This window comes from Flagellimonas allohymeniacidonis (assembly GCF_004296335.1).
Classification (GTDB): Bacteria; Bacteroidota; Bacteroidia; order Flavobacteriales; family Flavobacteriaceae; genus Flagellimonas; species Flagellimonas allohymeniacidonis.
The window spans coordinates 224,029-242,406 of record NZ_SGIU01000001.1 but is presented as its reverse complement, the minus strand read 5'-3'; the positions used below and the strand labels follow the sequence as shown (position 1 = coordinate 242,406).

The window sequence follows — 18,378 nt, the reverse complement described above, 5'->3', positions numbered from 1 at the left end:
AATTCTTGTCCGGTGGTTGATTGTTCACTTATTCAATTTCTTATCTTGATAATGGTACCCAATGTTTTTCTAACCAAATTTTCCAGGGCTTCAAAGTCTTCATTGTCCAAAATTTCCTTACTTATCAACTTTGACCCCATGCCCACGCAGGTTACCCCAGCTTCAAACCAAGCCCTAAGGTTATCTTCTTCAGTGCTTACCCCTCCTGTTGGCATGATGTTGGTCCAGGGTTGTGGACCTTTTATTGCCTTTACAAAACTTGGCCCATAGGTTGAGCCTGGAAAAAGTTTGACTATCTCACAGCCCATTTCTTCAGCTTTATTGATTTCAGTCAATGAACCACAGCCTGGGGACCAGAGTACTTTTCGTCTATTGCATACAATAGCAATGTCTTCGCGAAATGAAGGTGTTACAATGAAATTAGCTCCCATCTGCATGAACATTGAAGCGGCCGCGGCATCCGTTATAGAACCAACGCCCATCATCATTCCCGGTAGTTTGTCCACTGAATATTTGTTCAATTCGGAAAAAACCTCAAAAGCAAAATCACCTCTTGCCGTGAACTCCATCAACCTTGCTCCACCATCATAGCAAGCTTTGATTACTTTTTTCCCCAATTCAACATCAGGATGGTAAAAAAGGGGCACCATGCCGGTACCACTCATGGTATTTACTACTTCAATTCTTGAATATTGTGCCATAATAAAACTATCTAGCTACCCTACCGGATGCATCTCCACCCATCAATTTTTCAACTTCGGCCACGGTCACCAAATTGGCATCACCTTTTATGGTATGCTTGAGACATGAGGCGGCCACAGCAAAGTTCAGTGCATTCTGGTCATCTTCCGGGTACTTGAGCAATCCATATATCAATCCTCCCATGAATGAATCACCTCCACCAACACGATCAACGATATGGGTGATTTGATACTCCGGGGATTTATACATCGTCTCGCCATCATAAAGTACTCCAGCCCAAGTGTTATGGGATGCCGACAATGAACCTCTTAGGGTGGTTATCACTTTTTTCGCCCTTGGGAACCGTTTCATCATTTGTTGGCAAACGGAAAGGAACGCCTCTGCTTTAACATGTTCCCCTTGGGTAGTAATGTCCAAGCCTTCCGGTCTGATGCCAAAATGCTTTTCAGCATCCTCCTCATTTCCCAATACAATATCGCAATAAGATGTCAGTTCGGACATGATTTCCTCTCTCTTGGCATCATCGCAATATTTCCAAAGTTTAGCCCTGTAGTTCAGGTCCGTTGAGACGGTCACATCCATATCACTGGCCGTCCTTACAGCTTCCAAACAAGCATCCGCTGCGCCTTGGGAAATTGCCGGGGTAATACCGGTCCAGTGGAACCATTCAACTCCCTTAAAAACCGACTTCCAGTCGACCATTCCTTTTTCAATTTCGGCCATGGCGGAATGCGCACGATCATAGACAACCTTGCTTCCACGGCTTACGGCCCCCGTTTCCAAGAAATAGATTCCCAAGCGGTCTCCCCCAAAAATCATCTTATCGGTTCCTACACCGCGCTTTCGCATTTCCATCAGTGCACATTGACCCAGGTCGTTGTTGGGAAGTCTGGTCACAAAATCGACCGGTACGCCATAATTGGCCAATGACACCGCAACATTGGACTCGCCACCTCCGTAAATTACATCAAAAGTATTAGCCTGTGAAAACCTTAAAAATCCTGGAGGGGCCAGACGAAGCATAATTTCCCCAAAGGTCACTACTTTTTTCATGATATTATTTTCTTATTTGTTTTTAACTAAAGGCCAGACCACCATTGATATCAATATTGTTCCCTGTAATAAAAGATGCTTCGTCGGAGGCCAAATAGGCCACCAAATCTGCTACTTCAGCCGCGGCACCTTCCCTTCTCAAGGGCGTGCCAGCTGCTACTTTTTGCCTAACCTCATCCTTGGTAAAATCATCATGGAATTTTGTTCCGATCAAACCCGGACAAACGGCATTTACCCGAATTCCTTTTGGCCCAAGTTCTTTGGCCATTGCTCTTGTGAAAGTGGTCACTGCACCTTTGGATGAACTGTACAATGCAGAACCGCCTCCCCCACCATCTCTTGCTGCTTGGGAAGAAATATTGATTATTGCGGAACCTTTGCCCATTAATGGTTCAAAAGCTTGGGAGACAAAAACCGTGGATTTAAAGTTAACATTCAAGACCAAATCATAAAAGGCCTCATCAAACTCTTGTAATGTTTTCCTCGCAAAGAGACCTCCAGCATTGTTGACGAGAATATCAATTTTGTTTCCAAAGGCGGTTGCAACCTTTTCCTTTAAGGCACCAATATCGTTAAGATCGGAAACATCTGCTTTAACTGCAATAGCTTCTTGCCCCATAGACTTTATTTCCTCAACAGTTTCCTTAGCTCCCGATTCGGAATTAAGGTAGTTGACCACCACTTTACACCCTTCACTGGCTAGCTTTATGGAAATGGCACGGCCAATATCCCTGGAGCCTCCGGTTACAACAGCTATTTTTCCTTTTAATCTACCCATTTGATTGATCAGTGTTAAATTCCAAGTCCTTGTCCGCCACCAACTTGTATAGTTTCAGCGGTTAGAAATGAAGCATCATCACTAACCAAAAATGAAATAACCGAAGCAACTTCTTCCGGTTGGCCCAATCGGCCCAATAAGATATTGTTCTTCCATGAAGCAAATACCTCTGGTTTGGTGGATTTAATCTGAGTATGGAATGGTGTGTCAATTGTTCCTGGTGATACGGCATTTACCCTAATACCGTATTCAGCAAGGTCTTTTGCCAGAGCTCTTGTTATGGCATGCACAGCCGCCTTTGAAGTACCGTAAATACCAGCACCAGGTCCTCCAGCATTCCATCCTGCAATGGATGTGTAATTTATGATCGAAGCGCTTTCCCCTTTTTTGAGAAAAGGAATGGACGCCCTTGATACAAAGAAGGTTGAATCGAGATTCAACGCCATTACCCCTCTGTAAAACTCGGTCGTCATTTCTTCAAAGCGAGATCTTCCGCCGAGCCCTCCTGCATTGTTGATGAGCGCGTCTATCTTACCGTATTTTTCTCCAATTTTATTGATATTGGAATTCACAGCTTCCTCGTCGGTCACATCGAATCCGAAATATTCTGCCGTAATACCTTCCGATGTAAGTTCCTTTACCCTTTGGGTCCCAGCTTCATCTTCTATTCCATTCAAGACTACCGTATATCCTTCTTTTCCAAGTCTTTTGGCAACTTGAAATCCTATGCCACCGGTTGCTCCTGTTATTACAGTTACTTTTTTTTCTGTGCTCATTTGTAATTTTTTAATATGGTTTTATTACATCGAATCGAGTTCGACTGGTTTTATTTTTCGTATCAAGACATAAATTGATAGTACCGCCAATGGGGCCAATACAGCAATTATTATGAATGCAGGTGTATATGAAACTGTGGTGATTTTTGGTATGAGCCAGTTCATGATGATTACCGAAACAGCGGCAACGGTACCTGCAAGCCCGGCCAAAGTCCCTACGGAAGGCCCTTTTAGCAAATCGCTGGAAAGCGTCTGAATATTCCCGATTGAGAATTGGAAACCAAACAGGACAACAGCCACGATGTATATAAATGTCATTGGATTATTTCCCTTCACAAAGAAGATGATGCCCATCAATCCCAAGAAAATGAAAATACCCCCAATAAGAATAGAAATCTTTCTGGAGTAGTCAACCGAGTGTTTCTCCATCAACTTACCGCAAAACCATCCTCCCAATATGCTTCCCGCCATTCCACCCAAATAGGATATCCATATGGTTGAACCAATTTCTTCAATACTAAAGCCAAATTTTGAATTGAGGTACAAGGGCATCCAGCCCACAAATAACCACCAAATTGGCTCGATAAAAAATCTGGATACCAAAACACCCCATGACTCTTTATATCCAAGAATCTTTATTAGTGGCAACCCTTTTTCTTTTTTGGTTTCCTCGGCCGGCGCGATACGATCGGATAGTATCATGTTTCGCTCCTTTTCGGTAATCCAAGGGTGTGTTTCTGGTTTTGCTTTGTTGACGATAAGCCATGGTACGATCCAAACAAAACCTATCAGTCCCAAGATTATGAACGTGGTTCGCCAACCAAACTGAGCGTAAAGCACTGCTATCAGAGCGGGTGCTATTACACTGCCCAAGGATGCCCCGGCATTGAATATTCCTTGGGCAATGGCTCTTTCTTTAACCGGGTGCCATTCGCCATTACTTTTTACTGCCCCAGGCCAATTGCCCGCTTCGCCCAAACCTAACATGGCACGAATTACCGAAAGGGAGATTAGGCCTCGAGCAAATGCATGCAATATTGCTGCTGCGGACCAGACGGCTATGGAAAACACAAAGCCAAGCCTAGTTCCAATCTGGTCATAAAGTTTACCGGACACGAATTTGCCCAGTGCATAGGTTACCATAAAAACATTGAGCATTACCGCATAATCTGCTTCATCCATACCCAGGTCCTTTCCCATTTCTGGCCACATTACCCCGAATGCTGTTCTATCTATGTAGTTGATAACGGTTGCAATGCAGATCAATGCGATTACCCACCAACGTAAGCCTTTTAGCTTCATGTTCCTTTTTTTAGAATTTTGAGGAAATACGACAAGAGTTTCCTGAAAGGAGAAATGGGACTAAACAAAACCACTCCTTTTATCAAAACTTTTGAAACTTAAACTTGATACGTAAATCCTACAAATCGATAGTCACTGTTATCGTATTTAGTTAAGTTTTCTTCCCTCTAACTTGTTTAAAATGGTAAAAACAAAAGCGTGCAATTTTGTTTTCACTGCCCTAATCATTCTTTTATGTTATAACAATACTGATACAAGACTCTGAAATGGGTCTTCATTTTTTCTTTGGCCTTTTTCGGGTCTTGTTCCTTAATTGCCTCATAAATATCCTCATGTTCTTGAATTCCCTTAAATGAAAGGTTGGCATCGCAAACATGATACTTCTCAAAATTTGTTATAATCTCTGGGGTTATCACCAACATAAACGTATTCATGGTGCTATTTTTACTCGCTTGAGCTATCGCCAAATGAAACAATAGGTCTTCCTCAACAGCGTCCTCTCCATTCAAGACTTTCTTTTTGTAGGCATCCAAAGCCTGCCTCATTTTTGCCAAATCCTCATCTGTTCTTCTCAAAGAAGCCAAACGTACCGTTTTTAGTTCCAATAATATACGTGTTTCCACTAAGGACTTGAAGTCAGGCTCTTCCAACCTCAATATATCTTCCAGCATTCCACTCATGGCCACTCTACCAATATTGGCGATGAAGGTTCCACTTTGCGGCCTGGATTTCAATATGCCAAAAAATTCAAGCTTTTGAATGGCCTCCCTAATGTTACTTCGGCTAACACCAAACTTTTCAGACAACATTCGTTCAGAGGGCAACTTATCACCGGGTTCCAAGTTTTTATATTCAATAAAATTCTTGAGATTGGAAATGATTTCCTTTTGAACTCCGTTGATTTCGCTCTTTGTCAGTATATCAATTCTCATAGTATTAATTGACCTTTAAATTGGTTAACCAGATTGGTTTGTTAAATTTATAAAATTACTCCAACAAAGTGAACGTGCCTTTGATTTTTCTTTGGTGAGTTGTTAAAAGGCCGTTGACGAAAAGTGTTGCCAACAGCCTTTTCAATAACTAAACTAACTCAAATAATTACTACTCATATTCAACTCTTAAGTCGCCATTAGTATCCAGGGTTTTGGGTAATCACCCCATTGGTCGCAAGTATTTCTGAGATGGGAACTGGAAACAAAAAATAATTGCTATCAATTGTTTGTCCTATCTCTGCTTCGGCCGTACCTGTTCTCACCAAATCAAACCATCTGTGGCCTTCAAAGGCCAATTCCAATCTTCTTTCATCTTGAATGGCTTGTCTGACCTCAACTTGTGTTACCGCCGTGGAATTGGCCAAACCTGCCCTAGTTCTTATCTTGTTCAATTCTACCAATGCGCCAGGTGTATTTCCATTCTCATTTAGGGTTTCGGCATATAACAGAATAGCATCGGCCAGCCTCATTTCAATCCAATCGAGATCCTCCCCCCCAGTTTGTGGATATTTTGGAGAGGCCATAAGCGTCTCATCAATGGTTACCACTCTTCTTAAATCAGTGCCGCCTCCAACTTCACTAGCATCAAAAGCTGCTATCAAATCTGGATCTAACGGCATTAAAGATTTTGTATCAAGACCACCAAACCATGAGAAAAACTCAGAAAAACCATATTCATCGACTATTGAACTTGATACTTGGGTTGCAAATATGACTTCTGAATTCAAATCATTTAGAAAAATGTCGGCAAAGTTAGCTTGCAAGCTGATTCCGGCTGAAGCCGCCCCATTTATGACCGTGGCCAAAAGTGGCTCCGCACTGCCAAAATCTCCCCTATGCATGTATACCTTGCCCAGCAACGCCTGAGCCGCAATTTGCGAAGCTCTTCCACTAGCAACATCGCTGTTGTCCAAAGCCGCAATTGCATCTTGAAAATCAGGAATAATGACATTGTTGTAAACTTCGGCTATTGGTTGCCTCTCAAAAATTGATAAATCAGTGGTACTGGGGTTAGCGACCAAATTAACGGGTACGTCACCAAAAACCAGAACCAATTTAAAATAGGACAAAGCCCTTAAAAACCTTGCCTCACCAATATCAGTGGCATCTGTGGAATTTTCAATCACATTATTTGCACTTAATATTGATTTGTACAAAGCCGTGTAGAAGGGACCGAAAAATTGGTCTTCCATTACTGTCAAATCTGGACCATACCTATCAAACTCAGGAAATGGTTCTTCGTCCATTAATGCGTTATCTGCCCTAAAGTCCCCCATGACCGCCATTGGCGTAACTGCACCCAGTTGATAGAAATATGCAGCATTCACAACACCACTAAAATCATCCAAAGAATCTGAACTGGCAATGTTTGGTGGAACCTGATCTAAATCGTTGTCACATGCTGCTGTGAACAACATTGACCCTAACAATAAGATATATAGCTTTTTCATTTTTCCTTATTTAAAAATTAACATTTAAACCAAGCGTAAAGCTTCTAACAATAGGACTTGCACCTACTTGAACCCCATAGGTTGTAGGACCCAAATAACCACCATTGGTAATTTCAACACCTTCAGGGTTAAAGGAGGTATAGTCATCACCCCACAGGTACAATAAATTTGTAGCCGCAGCATAAACCCTGACAGAGCTTAAACCTATTTTGCTGATTACATCAGGGTCTACGGTATACCCGATGGTCAGGTTTCGCAACGCTAGATAAGATGCATCTTGTATTTGTGCATCAAGTTGATTTCTTGACTGGGTATAAAACAAGCCCGTAGCATCCTCAATGCCATTGTCATCGGCATCAAAACTGGCTCTTAGCCTACCCCCAAATTCTGATTGCCAGTAGATGGGATCAATGTTAAATACATCCCCTCCTTGAGCACCTTGAAATTGAAATGACATGTCAAAGGCCTTAAACCGAATTGCACTGTTCAAACCATAGTAAAAATCAGGTGTGTTTTGACCAATTTTGACCAAGTCTCCACCTTCTTCAACTGTTCTTGTTCTGTCAATAACACCATCACCATTTTGATCAACCACATAATATTCTGAACTGTTGATACCAACAGCGCGCGTGGGATCTGCTATATGAACGTCATCCACTTGACCTGCGGTTTCCAATCCCCACATTTCACCAATCTCACCACCGACATAATTTCGAAATACGGGTCCTCTACCACTCTGTCCATAAATTACATCGGGTAGTGCTTCCACATCACGTAAATCGGTAATTTCTGTATTCACGGTAGATATGTTAGCACCAATGTCCCAGGTGAAATCATCCTTTTGTACAGCAAAAGCGGAAAGTTCAAGTTCAAAACCAGAACTTCTAACATCCCCTGCATTCAGTCGAATTGAAGTAGTCCCCAAAACTTCAGATACACTTTGATTGATCAAAATATCTTCTATATCCGAGGTATAGTAATCTGCCCCTATTCGAATTCGATTATTGAAGAAACCCAAATCAATACCATAATTGGTCTCAGTATTGGTTTGCCAAGTCAAGTCATCGTTCTGAATATCGGAAGGAATCAAAAATCCAGTGCCAAATATGGTTGCTTGTGGATTTAAAAGACTTAAGGAATTATAAGCCCCTAGGTCAGAAGTAGTTCCTAAAGACCCCGTACTGAACCTTGGTTTTATCAAACTCAAAAAGTCTGAGTTGTAGAACGATTCGTTATGAATATTCCAACCAATGGAAAGTGCCGGAAACGTTGCGTATTTGTTGTTCGCCCCAAAACGGGAATCTCCATCCCTTCTCACAGATGCCGAAAACAAATAGCGATCGTCATAAGCATAGTTTATCCTTCCAAAAATACTTCGCCTTGCTATGGTTTCGTCTCGCTCGGTTACCGTAATATCTGCAGGGTCTAACAAGTTATAGTTGATAATATCGCTAAACGGAACATTTGTTCCATCCAGTCTTGTACCTGTGATGAAGAAATTTTGAAATTCAAGTCCAGCTACTGCGGATATCTCGTGTTTGCCAAAGGTTTTGGCATAATTTAAGGTGGTCTCGCTCAAAATTGATGTCCGTCTTACTTTTTCCCTGTCTAAAAAGGTCTGTGTGCCACGTGCTCTTGAATCAAACTCAAGCCCTCTGTAGGCATAGTCTTCAGTGTCCCTGTAATCTGCACCCAATACGGTTTTTATGTTCAGACCATCAAAAAGATTAAATTGGAAATAAGAGGTTAGGTTGGCGAAATAGGTCTTTTGCCAGGCATCTGTATTGTCCAACTTTGTTGCTGGACCCGAATCACCTGACCCACCAATACCGTTACCGCTTCTACCGTAATGCCAGTCTTGTGCCGTATCACCTGGTTCTAAGGTATATATACTATTGTTCCACGGGGCATCACCTCCCCTAAAACCAGAGTCAAATGAGGCAAGCCCCAAAGCTTGCGCTTGTTGATCTAGTTGTTGCACAAACGCAATAGATGCTTCGGTATGGTATATGGGATGTATGCTGTAGGCCCTTAAGAGGTCTCTCATATCATGACCTACAATATCCCTTTTCGATGCAAATCCGTTGAAGCTCAATCCTGTGTTGAATCTGTCGCCTAACTTGGTGTCGATATTTAAACGTGCATTGACTCTTTCAAAACCTTGTGTAATTACAATACCTTCAGTGTTTTGATAACCAATAGAAGCGAAGTAATTGGAATTTTCAGTACCTCCACTCATGCTGAAGTTGTGGTTCATAGTGTACCCGTTTCGAAAAAGCCAATCCTCGACCGCTTCTACGTCAGGGGCATTTCTGTATGCGTTTATCTTGAAATCCACAAAGGCGGGATCCAATTCAGAAACATCATATCTGCCACTTGATATACCATCCTCTAGGATATCAGCCCACTCTCCAGCGGTTTTGAGCATTTCATTATCTCCTAAATACCTGTTTGAAGTGCTAAAAAAAGTACTGTAGGAATAACTGGGCTTACCCTGTCTTCCTTTTTTGGTGGTAACCAAAATCACACCATTGGCACCCCTAGAACCATAAATAGCGGCAGATGCTGCATCTTTCAACACTTCCAGACTTTCAATGTCATTTGGGTTGACAGTTGCCAAACTTCCTGAAATGGGATAGCCATCAACTACGATAAGTGGACTAGCATCACCGTTGATTGAGGATGCCGCCCGTATTTGTATTTTGGGGTCTGCACCCGGGGCTCCGTCCTGTTGTTGAATCAAGACACCGGATAACTTACCTCCAAGTGCATCATCAACACGACTAGCTTGAATTGCTGCAATTTCGCCGCCTTCCACTTTGGCAACAGCACCGGTCAAAGAGGATTTTTTTCGCGTACCGTATCCAATGACCACTACCTCATCAAGCTGGCTGGTATCCTCTTGCAAGACGATATCAATAACACTTAGATTGGTAATTGTTACGGTCTGTGTTGCATAACCTATGTAAGAAAACTGTAAGATCTCGCCTGAAGAAACTACAATACTATAGTTCCCATCAAAATCTGTTTGCAGACCCCTTGTGGTATTTACAACAACGACATTTGCACCCCCAATGGGCACATTGTTTACATCAGTAACGGTACCCGTCACTGTAATCTCTTGAGCAAACAGTTGTATGCTGACCAGCAGCGCTACAACTATTGTTAGTTTCGTTCTTAAGTTCATTTGTTATTCAGTTAATTTCAAAAGTTAGTTCAATCGCAAATTCCATTCAGGAATGCTTACAAATCAGTTCAGCTTACCACATTTAGTCAGCAAATTTTCAGGGAATTTGATTACTTTTGAATTCTTCAAATTTGCATGTTATGTGTATTTGTTGAATTTTACTTCCCTCTCATAAGAAGTAATCTCTTAAAAGGATAGGCGTGCACCTATCCTTTTTTTATGTTGTGTTTCGTTCCATATAATACAAGTGTAATCGGTTTGTTTTGTTGAGATTTTATTGGTCTACCAAATTGGTTTACCAGTTTGGTAGACCAAATATATGTTATCTATTCGTTAATAAAAAACGATATCTGCATTTAAATGTTAAATTTTTATGGAATTATTTAATCTGTTTAAAAAAAACAAGAAATAAATCAACAAAGTTTCTTTTTTCCAGTCCTAGGATTGCATGAAATCTTCGCGAATGGGGCTAAACACATCAATTAAAACCCCTGCCTCGGTGCAGACCGCACCATGCATGGCATGAGGGGGAATGTAAAAGGAATCACCTCCTTTTAACGTCTGTGTCTTTCCATCGATAGTTACATCAAAGCTTCCGCTTTCAACATAGGTAACCTGTGAGTGGTAATGCTCATGCATCTGACCTACAGCCCCCACTTCAAAATGAACTTTGACCAACATGATCTTATCGTCATAGCCCATAATCTTTCGCTTTAGGCCTTCACCAACTACTTCCCAGTCTAGGTCTTCGCCTTTGATAAATTCCTTACTTGCTCCAAAAGTCTTCATATAGTCTTGTTCTTAAGTGGTTATAAAATATCACCCGATTTGCTTACTCAATTTGTTTTGGAGGAGTACCCATACCTACAGTTGCTTCTCTAAACCATACTTCTGCGTAACAGCCATGTTCATATTGTTTAGCTATATCACCTCCATATATTTCGGCGCCGGCACACCAAACCATATTGGTTTCAGGATCTTTCCCATTGGTTTGGTTGTATGCACCTTGTTTGAAATAATTTAACTCTCCGCTATAGGCAATGGCTCGTTCGGTCCCATCTTGTCCTATTGGCACAAATAGTTTTTTGACTTGAGCTGGTAGGTCTGAACGATTTACGTATTCAGATTTGATCAAATTTTTAGTAAAAGTTTTTGTCTCGTGATCATCACTTTTAAATGTAAGGTACATGATGCCTTTATATACATTTATTTCATAGCTGAACTCTTCACCTAGTTCTATTCCATCCATAGGTTCAGCAGGAGGATTATTTTTGCCCTCCCCTACTACAGACATATCATATCCCCATACGGCGGTTGAATAATCCCACCTCGTAGAATTATCATCACCCGCTGTGTTGATTTCATAATTCCAAAAGACAGAACCTTTACCATGACCTGGAAATTTCTTATAAAATATTTTTAGGGGTTCATTTTCATGCCCCTCACCACTATGAATTTGTCCAACGACCACGGAGTAAGAGGCAGCAACTCTGGCATCACCGGAAACGGAGACCTGCATGACCTTGCAGGTGCCTGTTAGCTTACCTCCTTCTTCGGGCGTCCATTCTCTTTTTTCCTGTAACTCTGTTCTTGTATTGCTGGAATTTGGTGAAGTGACACCAGAATTTGGTGTTTTATAGACTACCCAACGTCTCGTACCATCAATTACAGTATAGAAAAAGTCTTTATGTTCGAAGTCGACAAGATTTTCCACATTGGTTCCATCTCCCGTAAGCATTTTAAATTTATCCATGAAGGGAATCACCTCACTTGGATAAACTGTTTTTGAACTTAAGCCGTCATTTGCTTTGAAATACCCCGCATTCGAAATAGCCTCATCACTGACTTTGATACTTGCTGATTTGAACCAAACTTCAGCATAGTTCCCGTCCGCATATTGTTTTTGAATATCTCCACCATGGGTTTCGGCGCCTGAACACCAGACTTTATTTACTTTAGGGTCTTTTCCATTGGTTTGGTTATAACATCCCAATTTAAAAAAGAGCCCTTCATCTTTATATGCGTTTTCAAGCTCAATACCGTCTTGCCCCACAGGTACAAAGAGGTTTTGGACTTGCTCCGGTATATTTACCTTTTCTACATATTCCGATGAGATAAGATTTTTGGTAAATGTTTTGGTTTCATGCCCTTCACTGGTGAATTTAAGGTACATTATTCCGTCCTTAACCTCAACCTCATAACTGAACTCTTCCCCTAAAGTGATACCATCTTTTGGTTCTGGTGGAAAAGTGTTTTCATCTGCTCCAACAACAGACATGTCATAACCCCAAATAGGAATGGAATAATCCCATCTTTTTGAATTGTCATCACCCGCAGTATTGATTTCGTAATTCCAGAAGACGGAACCTTTGGTATGGCCTGGAAATTTCTTGTAAAATATTTTTAGCGGTTCGTTCTCATGCCCATCCGCGCTATGAATCTGCCCAACCACAACGGAGTATGTGGAAGCAACGCGGGCATCACCTGTACTTGACACATTCATTACCTTCAAGGTAGCATTCATTTTAGCTTCCGTCAACGGCGTCCATTTTTTTAGTTGTGCCAGTTCTGTTCTTGTATTGTTGGAAGTGCCATGGGTATTCCCTGCATTAGGGGTTTTAAACACGACCCAATCGCCCTGGTCATCCTGGGCGGTGAAAAAGAAATCTTCATTCTCATATTCCATTGCCTGACCTACATTGGAACCATCACCTAAGATTAGATTCCAATGTTGGAAAAAGGGTATAACCTCATTTGCATTAGGTGTTGCAACATCCTTCTTAGAAACATTATTAGAGTTTTTACATCCTATAATCAGTAAAAAAGAGCTGCACAATATGGGGAATATAAGCTTGTTCATAAAAATTGGTTAACCAGATTGGTTTACCAAAAATACATATATTTGTAACACTAACAAATTTTTAACATAAAAAGCTTTCAAACAACAACAGAATTTAGAAAACATGGCAAAAAAATCAACAGCTGAAAAACTGAGACAAGTGAGTACTGCCACCATTGCCACTTGTCTGTTTAAAAGAGGGCTAAAAAACCAATTCATTCAAGGAGTCAAACCACTCAAACTGGGGAAACCCAACATGGTGGGGCAAGCCTATACTTTAAGATACATTCCTGCTCGTGAAGATTTAAACCCCATTGAGGTATTTAGAGATCCTAAACATTTGCAACGGGTAGCAGTTGAAGAGTGCCCTGAAGGACACGTGCTGGTGATTGACAGTAGAAAAGATGCCCGTGCTGCTTCGGCAGGTTCCATTTTGGCAACCAGACTTATGATAAGAGGAGCGGCAGGAATCGTTACCGACGGTGGTTTCCGCGATTCGGCTGAGATTGCTGATTTAAATTTTCCGGCCTTTCACCAAAATCCTTCTGCGCCCACGAATCTAACTCTTCACCAGGCAATTGCAGTAAATGAGCCGATTGGTTGTGGCGATGTAGCCGTATTTCCAGGGGATTTTATTGTTGGTGATGATGATGGGGTTATGGTCATACCGGCAAACATAGCCAAGGAAGTCGCCGAAGAATGTTTGCAAATGACCTTATTTGAAGAATTTGTGATGGGAAAAGTTAATCAAGGAAAATCCATTATAGGGCTTTATCCACCTACCCATGCAAAAACCTTGAAAGAATTTGAGACGTGGAAAAAAATGAATTAAGACATGTGAATTTACCCTTAGTGCACTCTTTATCAAGAGGTCTTAAATACAACCATAATTATCTTTTTTGCCATTTTATGCTTAGAGGATCTCACTTTTAATACTAGTTATAAAGGCAATAAACCATTAACAGATATGATTAATAAAAGACGCAAGTTCATCAAGCATTTAGGGGCAGCCACAGCGTTGACCCCATTGGCCCCCTTTCCATTGTATTTGTTTGGGCAACAAAAAATCCATAGGCCACTGAATGTGCATTTGTTTTCCAAGCATTTGCACTTTTTGAATGTAAAGGAAGCAGCTCAAATTTCGGCAGAATTGGGCTTCGATGGTTTAGATTTGACCGTTCGCCCCAAAGGTCATGTACTACCCGAAAATGTGGAAACCGATTTACCCAAGGCCGTTGAAGATATTAAAGCGGTTGGGGCGGTATGTGAACTTATAACCACTGCGATTGGTGATGTTGCTAACGACCATGATATTAAAACCATAAAAATGGCAGCCAAACTTGGCATAAAATTCTATCGCAGTAACTGGTTTGAATATCTAGATGGTAAGTCCATGCAAAAATCTATGGCCTTTTTCCAACAAAGGATAAAGGAACTGGGAGAGGTAAATAAACAGTACAATATCATAGGATGCTACCAAAACCATGCGGGAACAAAAATTGGTGCTTCCTTTTGGGAGGTGGAACAACTGCTCAAAGCCGCTGACCTAGACTATTTCGGAACGCAGTACGATATTCGTCATGCTATGGTCGACAGTGGATTGTCTTGGAGGAACGGACTTAGATTACTTCATCGTTCCATAAAGACCATTGTACTGAAAGATTTTAAGTGGGGAAAAGTAGATGGCCAATGGAAAGTTGTAAATGTCCCTATTGGAGAAGGCATGGTAGACTTTAATGGTTATTTCAAACTCTTGAAAGGTTATGGTCTAAATCCACCTACATCATTACATCTAGAATATCCTTTGGGTGGAGCGGAAAAAGGCAGAAACAAAATTACCGTAGATAAAAAAGTGGTCTTCGACGCCATAAAAAAAGACTTAAACGCCATTCAAAAATTTTGGGAAGAAGCTTAAACTAATCAATATGAAATACCTAGCACTACTAGCATTGTTCCTTGTAATAGTCAATTGCAGTCCAGAAAACACCGATACCTCGGTTTTGGTTTCAAATGCGCATGAATTGAGCGAAGCGATTTCAAATGCCGAAGCCGGAACTGAAATTGTTATGACCAACGGATCTTGGCGAGATGTACAAATCCGGTTTGTTGCGCATGGCACCAAAGACCGACCCGTTACACTTCGCGCAGAAACTCCAGGTGAAGTCATCCTAACGGGACATTCAGATTTGAAATTAGGGGGTGACTATTTGGTGGTTAACGGACTTTACTTTAAAAATGGTTCTTCCCCCTCCCAGTCGGTCATTCAATTCTTCATCAACGAAGATACAGTGGCCAACCACAGCAGAGTGACCAATTGCGTAATAAAGGACTATAACAAATCCCAAAAAAATATACAAGATCTCTGGGTGCTTTTTAAAGGTCGCCATAATCAATTCGATCATTGCTATTTAGCGGGCAAATCAAATAGGGGGCCAACAGTACGAGTAGATATCGAGGGGAATCAGAATATTAAAAACTACCACAAAATTATCAACAACCATTTTGGCCCAAGGCCCCCAAAAGGAGGCCCCAGCGCTGAAACCATACAACTTGGCAACAGCAGCACCTCAATGTCGCCAAGCAATACCTTGGTGGCCAACAATTTTTTTGAAAAATGCAATGGCGAAGTGGAAATCATATCTAGCAAAAGCAACTTCAATGAATTTAGAAACAATGTTTTTTATAAAAGTGAGGGGTCTTTAGTTACTCGCCATGGAAACTACTGTACTATTGATGGCAACTATTTTATTGGAGCGGAAGATTCACCCAATATTGGCGGGATACGGCTCATAGGAACCGGCCACTGGGTGACCAATAATTATTTCTACAACCTTCATGGAGAGGTCTTTAGGGCCCCCTTGGCATTAATGAATGGAATTAGAAGGTCTGCCATAAACCGATATATTCAAGTTACCGATGTGGTGGTAGCCTATAATACTTGGGTCGATTGCAAATCGCCTTGGCAGATTGGAGTAGGCTCCAATGTTGACCAGAAAGATGTCCTCCCTCCTTCTGAGATTAGATCAGAAACACCTATACGAACCCTTATGGCCAATAATATTATTTTTAATTCCAAGGGAGATCAAACGCCTATTATGCGGTACGATTCAATAGATGGTATTGATTTTAGAAGCAATGTCATAAACAATCAAGAGGTGGAGTTTGAAGATGTTGAAGGCCTCAAATTGATGGATTTTTCCATGGATGAGTTGGAAGAAAATATTTGGACACCTTCTTCAAACGTACCGGGTTTCAAAGCCTATCAGGGATTCGAGTTCGACCAGATCTCCAAAGACTTACTGGGTCACTCTAGAGCACATGAAAATATGATAGGTGCCGTAAATGATACTGATCCAGTACCACCAAACATTATGGACCTTTCTTTATACGGCCCTGAATGGTTCAATCCCAATCCTGAGGAAGCAGACCCAAAAGCACATATCGTAGATAGCTCTGAAGAGCTGGTCGCGGCTATTGCCAACGCCGATGATGGAGACATAATTCTGTTAGCTTCGGACCTATACGAAATTCACTCACCCCTAAAAATCAATAGAACACTGACAATTCAATCGGCGGATAGACGTCAAAAATCATTAATTGTATATGATGGAGATAATGGTACCCCAGCCTTTGAAATGAATCCTAAAGGTCAACTTGAATTAAAGGCTCTTCGACTGCAGGGTTCAGGCAAAAATTATGCATTTGCCAGCCTAAAAGAAAACATGGGCAGTCTCTATAATCTAAAAGTTGTGGATTCTGAAATATCGGACTTTGAATATGTACTGAAGGCCTACAAGCACTCCTTCTCAGAGTTAATTGAGTTCAAGTCAACTCTCCTAAGAAGCTGCAAAAACGGACTGGAACTCTCCTCCGAAGACGATGATAGGGGTGAGTACAATGCTGAAAACCTACATGTTATTGACTGTTTATTTGAAAAAGTGAATCAAAACGTCATCGATTATTACCGAGGTGGGTATGACGAATCCACGGTTGGTGGAAACCTGATTGTAAAGGGTTCAACATTCAAAAATTCTGGTGCAGGTGAAAAGAATGGCATTTTGATCCATACGTACGGTATAATCAATGTTGACATTTCAAACAATACATTTCAGAACAACAGGGTAAAATTGGTAGCTCTTTTGTGGGGTGCGAAGAACAACTCTGAATCCAATAATACCTTAGAAAATTCAGGTCAAATTATAATTGAACAAAACCTGCCATTAAAATTGATGTATTGAACATCCATCATTTTGGCCAAAAAAAATAAAAATGAACTCTCTACCTAAAAAAGTAATCACATTTGGCGAAGTAATGATGCGTCTTTCGCCACCGGGATACGAAAAATTTGCCCAAGCCAATTCATTAGAACTTGTATATGGGGGCGGAGAGGCCAATGTAGCTATTTCATGCGCCTATCTCGGGATGAAGGCTGCACACGTGACCCGCTTTCCTGACAACGCTTTGGGAAAAGCTGCCACCCAATTTCTGCGAAAGCATTGGCTCAGTACAGAACATGTTATTTATGGGGACACCATGATCGGTAAGTATTTTTTGGAAAAAGGAGCGGTACACCGCTCTAGCGAAGTGATATATGAACGGGAAGGCTCCTCTTTTTCGTTGATCAAACCGGAAATGATTGATTGGGAAGATGTGCTCAAAGATGCAGATTGGTTCCACTGGACAGGTATCACTCCTGCCATTTCCGAAGGAGCGGCCCAATGTTGCTTGGATGCCATCAAGGTCGCAAAGAAAAGGGGCGTAAGGGTCTCCGGCGACATTAATTCACGGGACAACATGTGGAAATATGGAAAGACCATGCAAGAGGTAATGCCAGAATTGGTCCAAGACTGCGATATCGTCATTACCAGTAGCAGGGGCATTCGAGAGATGTTCGGGCTTGGACAATCGAGTGATAAGTTTCGAGTAGCTGCCAAATCACTTATGGATGCTTTTCCAAAAATTGAGAAAGTAGTGGGAAAAACTCGAAAATCCGTAAGCGCCTCCCATCAGCAAATTCAGGGAAAAATGTGGAATGGAAGCGAGTATATCAAAACGGATACCCTAAACATCACTCCTGTAATAGATCGCGTGGGCACCGGTGACGCCTTTGCTGCAGGACTTATCTACGGGTTACTACATTATAAAAGTGATATGGAAGCACTAAATTTTGCATCGGCCGCCTGTGCACTTAAACACACCGTACTTGGTGACGTCAACTTGGTTTCTTTGAAAAATGTAACTAGTTTAACCCAAGGGGATACTTCCGGTGCAATCAAAAGATAGCATTTACAACTTCTA

Annotated in this window: 14 protein-coding genes; 4 read left to right on the top strand and 10 right to left on the bottom strand. The window is 41.4% G+C overall.

Annotated elements, in window-relative coordinates; translation table 11 throughout:
- Positions 1–32: 32 nt before the first annotated feature.
- The 10 genes from EW142_RS00970 to EW142_RS16945 all read right to left on the bottom strand — a co-directional run bounded on the left by EW142_RS00970 (position 33) and on the right by EW142_RS16945 (position 13,101).
- Positions 33–701: a bifunctional 4-hydroxy-2-oxoglutarate aldolase/2-dehydro-3-deoxy-phosphogluconate aldolase gene (locus EW142_RS00970; protein WP_130608376.1), complete on the bottom strand. Its 669-nt coding sequence runs from the start codon at positions 699–701 to the stop codon at positions 33–35.
- A 7-nt stretch (positions 702–708) separates the two neighbouring features.
- Complete coding sequence (locus EW142_RS00965) at positions 709–1,755, bottom strand: sugar kinase (RefSeq protein ID WP_130608373.1); 1,047 nt, start codon at positions 1,753–1,755, stop codon at positions 709–711.
- Positions 1,756–1,777: 22 nt separating this feature from the next.
- The gene (locus EW142_RS00960; protein WP_130608370.1) at positions 1,778–2,533 is read right to left on the bottom strand and encodes an SDR family NAD(P)-dependent oxidoreductase; all 756 of its coding nucleotides are present in this window, start codon (positions 2,531–2,533) and stop codon (positions 1,778–1,780) included.
- Positions 2,534–2,547: 14 nt separating this feature from the next.
- Complete coding sequence (locus EW142_RS00955; protein ID WP_130608367.1) at positions 2,548–3,309, bottom strand: SDR family NAD(P)-dependent oxidoreductase; 762 nt, start codon at positions 3,307–3,309, stop codon at positions 2,548–2,550.
- A 24-nt stretch (positions 3,310–3,333) separates the two neighbouring features.
- Entirely contained in the window at positions 3,334–4,611 is a 1,278-nt protein-coding gene (locus tag EW142_RS00950; protein ID WP_130608364.1) for an MFS transporter, read from the bottom strand.
- A 224-nt stretch (positions 4,612–4,835) separates the two neighbouring features.
- Entirely contained in the window at positions 4,836–5,543 is a 708-nt protein-coding gene (locus tag EW142_RS00945; RefSeq protein ID WP_130608361.1) for a FadR/GntR family transcriptional regulator, read from the bottom strand.
- Between the two features lie 197 nt (positions 5,544–5,740).
- A complete protein-coding gene (locus EW142_RS00940; protein ID WP_130608358.1) occupies positions 5,741–7,054 on the bottom strand; it encodes a RagB/SusD family nutrient uptake outer membrane protein in 1,314 nt (437 codons plus the stop codon).
- 10 nt (positions 7,055–7,064) lie between these two features.
- On the bottom strand, positions 7,065–10,241 hold the full coding sequence (locus EW142_RS00935; RefSeq protein ID WP_130608355.1) for a SusC/RagA family TonB-linked outer membrane protein: 3,177 nt from the start codon (positions 10,239–10,241) through the stop codon (positions 7,065–7,067).
- A gap of 438 nt (positions 10,242–10,679) precedes the next feature.
- A complete protein-coding gene (locus tag EW142_RS00930; RefSeq protein ID WP_130608352.1) occupies positions 10,680–11,030 on the bottom strand; it encodes a cupin domain-containing protein in 351 nt (116 codons plus the stop codon).
- 43 nt (positions 11,031–11,073) lie between these two features.
- Entirely contained in the window at positions 11,074–13,101 is a 2,028-nt protein-coding gene (locus EW142_RS16945) for a polysaccharide lyase family 7 protein (protein ID WP_130608349.1), read from the bottom strand.
- Between the two features lie 103 nt (positions 13,102–13,204).
- Between EW142_RS16945 and EW142_RS00920 the strand changes: the two genes are divergently transcribed.
- From EW142_RS00920 to EW142_RS00905, 4 genes are all read left to right on the top strand, one after another.
- Positions 13,205–13,912: a ribonuclease activity regulator RraA gene (locus EW142_RS00920; protein WP_130608346.1), complete on the top strand. Its 708-nt coding sequence runs from the start codon at positions 13,205–13,207 to the stop codon at positions 13,910–13,912.
- A 135-nt stretch (positions 13,913–14,047) separates the two neighbouring features.
- Positions 14,048–14,995 carry a sugar phosphate isomerase/epimerase family protein gene (locus tag EW142_RS00915; RefSeq protein ID WP_130608343.1) on the top strand — a complete coding sequence of 316 codons (948 nt, stop codon included), beginning with the start codon at positions 14,048–14,050 and terminating at the stop codon, positions 14,993–14,995.
- Between the two features lie 10 nt (positions 14,996–15,005).
- The gene (locus tag EW142_RS00910; RefSeq protein ID WP_130608340.1) at positions 15,006–17,318 is read left to right on the top strand and encodes a chondroitinase-B domain-containing protein; all 2,313 of its coding nucleotides are present in this window, start codon (positions 15,006–15,008) and stop codon (positions 17,316–17,318) included.
- Between the two features lie 31 nt (positions 17,319–17,349).
- Positions 17,350–18,363 carry a sugar kinase gene (locus tag EW142_RS00905; protein WP_130608337.1) on the top strand — a complete coding sequence of 338 codons (1,014 nt, stop codon included), beginning with the start codon at positions 17,350–17,352 and terminating at the stop codon, positions 18,361–18,363.
- The last annotated feature ends 15 nt before the right edge of the window (positions 18,364–18,378 follow it).

What these genes read in the sequence shown, in the direction of transcription:
- EW142_RS00970 (WP_130608376.1), bottom strand. Translation starts at nt 701, where the DNA reads ATGGCACAATATTCAAGAATTGAAGTAGTAAATACCATGAGTGGTACC.
- EW142_RS00965 (WP_130608373.1), bottom strand. Translation starts at nt 1,755, where the DNA reads ATGAAAAAAGTAGTGACCTTTGGGGAAATTATGCTTCGTCTGGCCCCT.
- EW142_RS00960 (WP_130608370.1), bottom strand. Translation starts at nt 2,533, where the DNA reads ATGGGTAGATTAAAAGGAAAAATAGCTGTTGTAACCGGAGGCTCCAGG.
- EW142_RS00955 (WP_130608367.1), bottom strand. Translation starts at nt 3,309, where the DNA reads ATGAGCACAGAAAAAAAAGTAACTGTAATAACAGGAGCAACCGGTGGC.
- EW142_RS00950 (WP_130608364.1), bottom strand. Translation starts at nt 4,611, where the DNA reads ATGAAGCTAAAAGGCTTACGTTGGTGGGTAATCGCATTGATCTGCATT.
- EW142_RS00945 (WP_130608361.1), bottom strand. Translation starts at nt 5,543, where the DNA reads ATGAGAATTGATATACTGACAAAGAGCGAAATCAACGGAGTTCAAAAG.
- EW142_RS00940 (WP_130608358.1), bottom strand. Translation starts at nt 7,054, where the DNA reads ATGAAAAAGCTATATATCTTATTGTTAGGGTCAATGTTGTTCACAGCA.
- EW142_RS00935 (WP_130608355.1), bottom strand. Translation starts at nt 10,241, where the DNA reads ATGAACTTAAGAACGAAACTAACAATAGTTGTAGCGCTGCTGGTCAGC.
- EW142_RS00930 (WP_130608352.1), bottom strand. Translation starts at nt 11,030, where the DNA reads ATGAAGACTTTTGGAGCAAGTAAGGAATTTATCAAAGGCGAAGACCTA.
- EW142_RS16945 (WP_130608349.1), bottom strand. Translation starts at nt 13,101, where the DNA reads ATGAACAAGCTTATATTCCCCATATTGTGCAGCTCTTTTTTACTGATT.
- EW142_RS00920 (WP_130608346.1), top strand. Translation starts at nt 13,205, where the DNA reads ATGGCAAAAAAATCAACAGCTGAAAAACTGAGACAAGTGAGTACTGCC.
- EW142_RS00915 (WP_130608343.1), top strand. Translation starts at nt 14,048, where the DNA reads ATGATTAATAAAAGACGCAAGTTCATCAAGCATTTAGGGGCAGCCACA.
- EW142_RS00910 (WP_130608340.1), top strand. Translation starts at nt 15,006, where the DNA reads ATGAAATACCTAGCACTACTAGCATTGTTCCTTGTAATAGTCAATTGC.
- EW142_RS00905 (WP_130608337.1), top strand. Translation starts at nt 17,350, where the DNA reads ATGAACTCTCTACCTAAAAAAGTAATCACATTTGGCGAAGTAATGATG.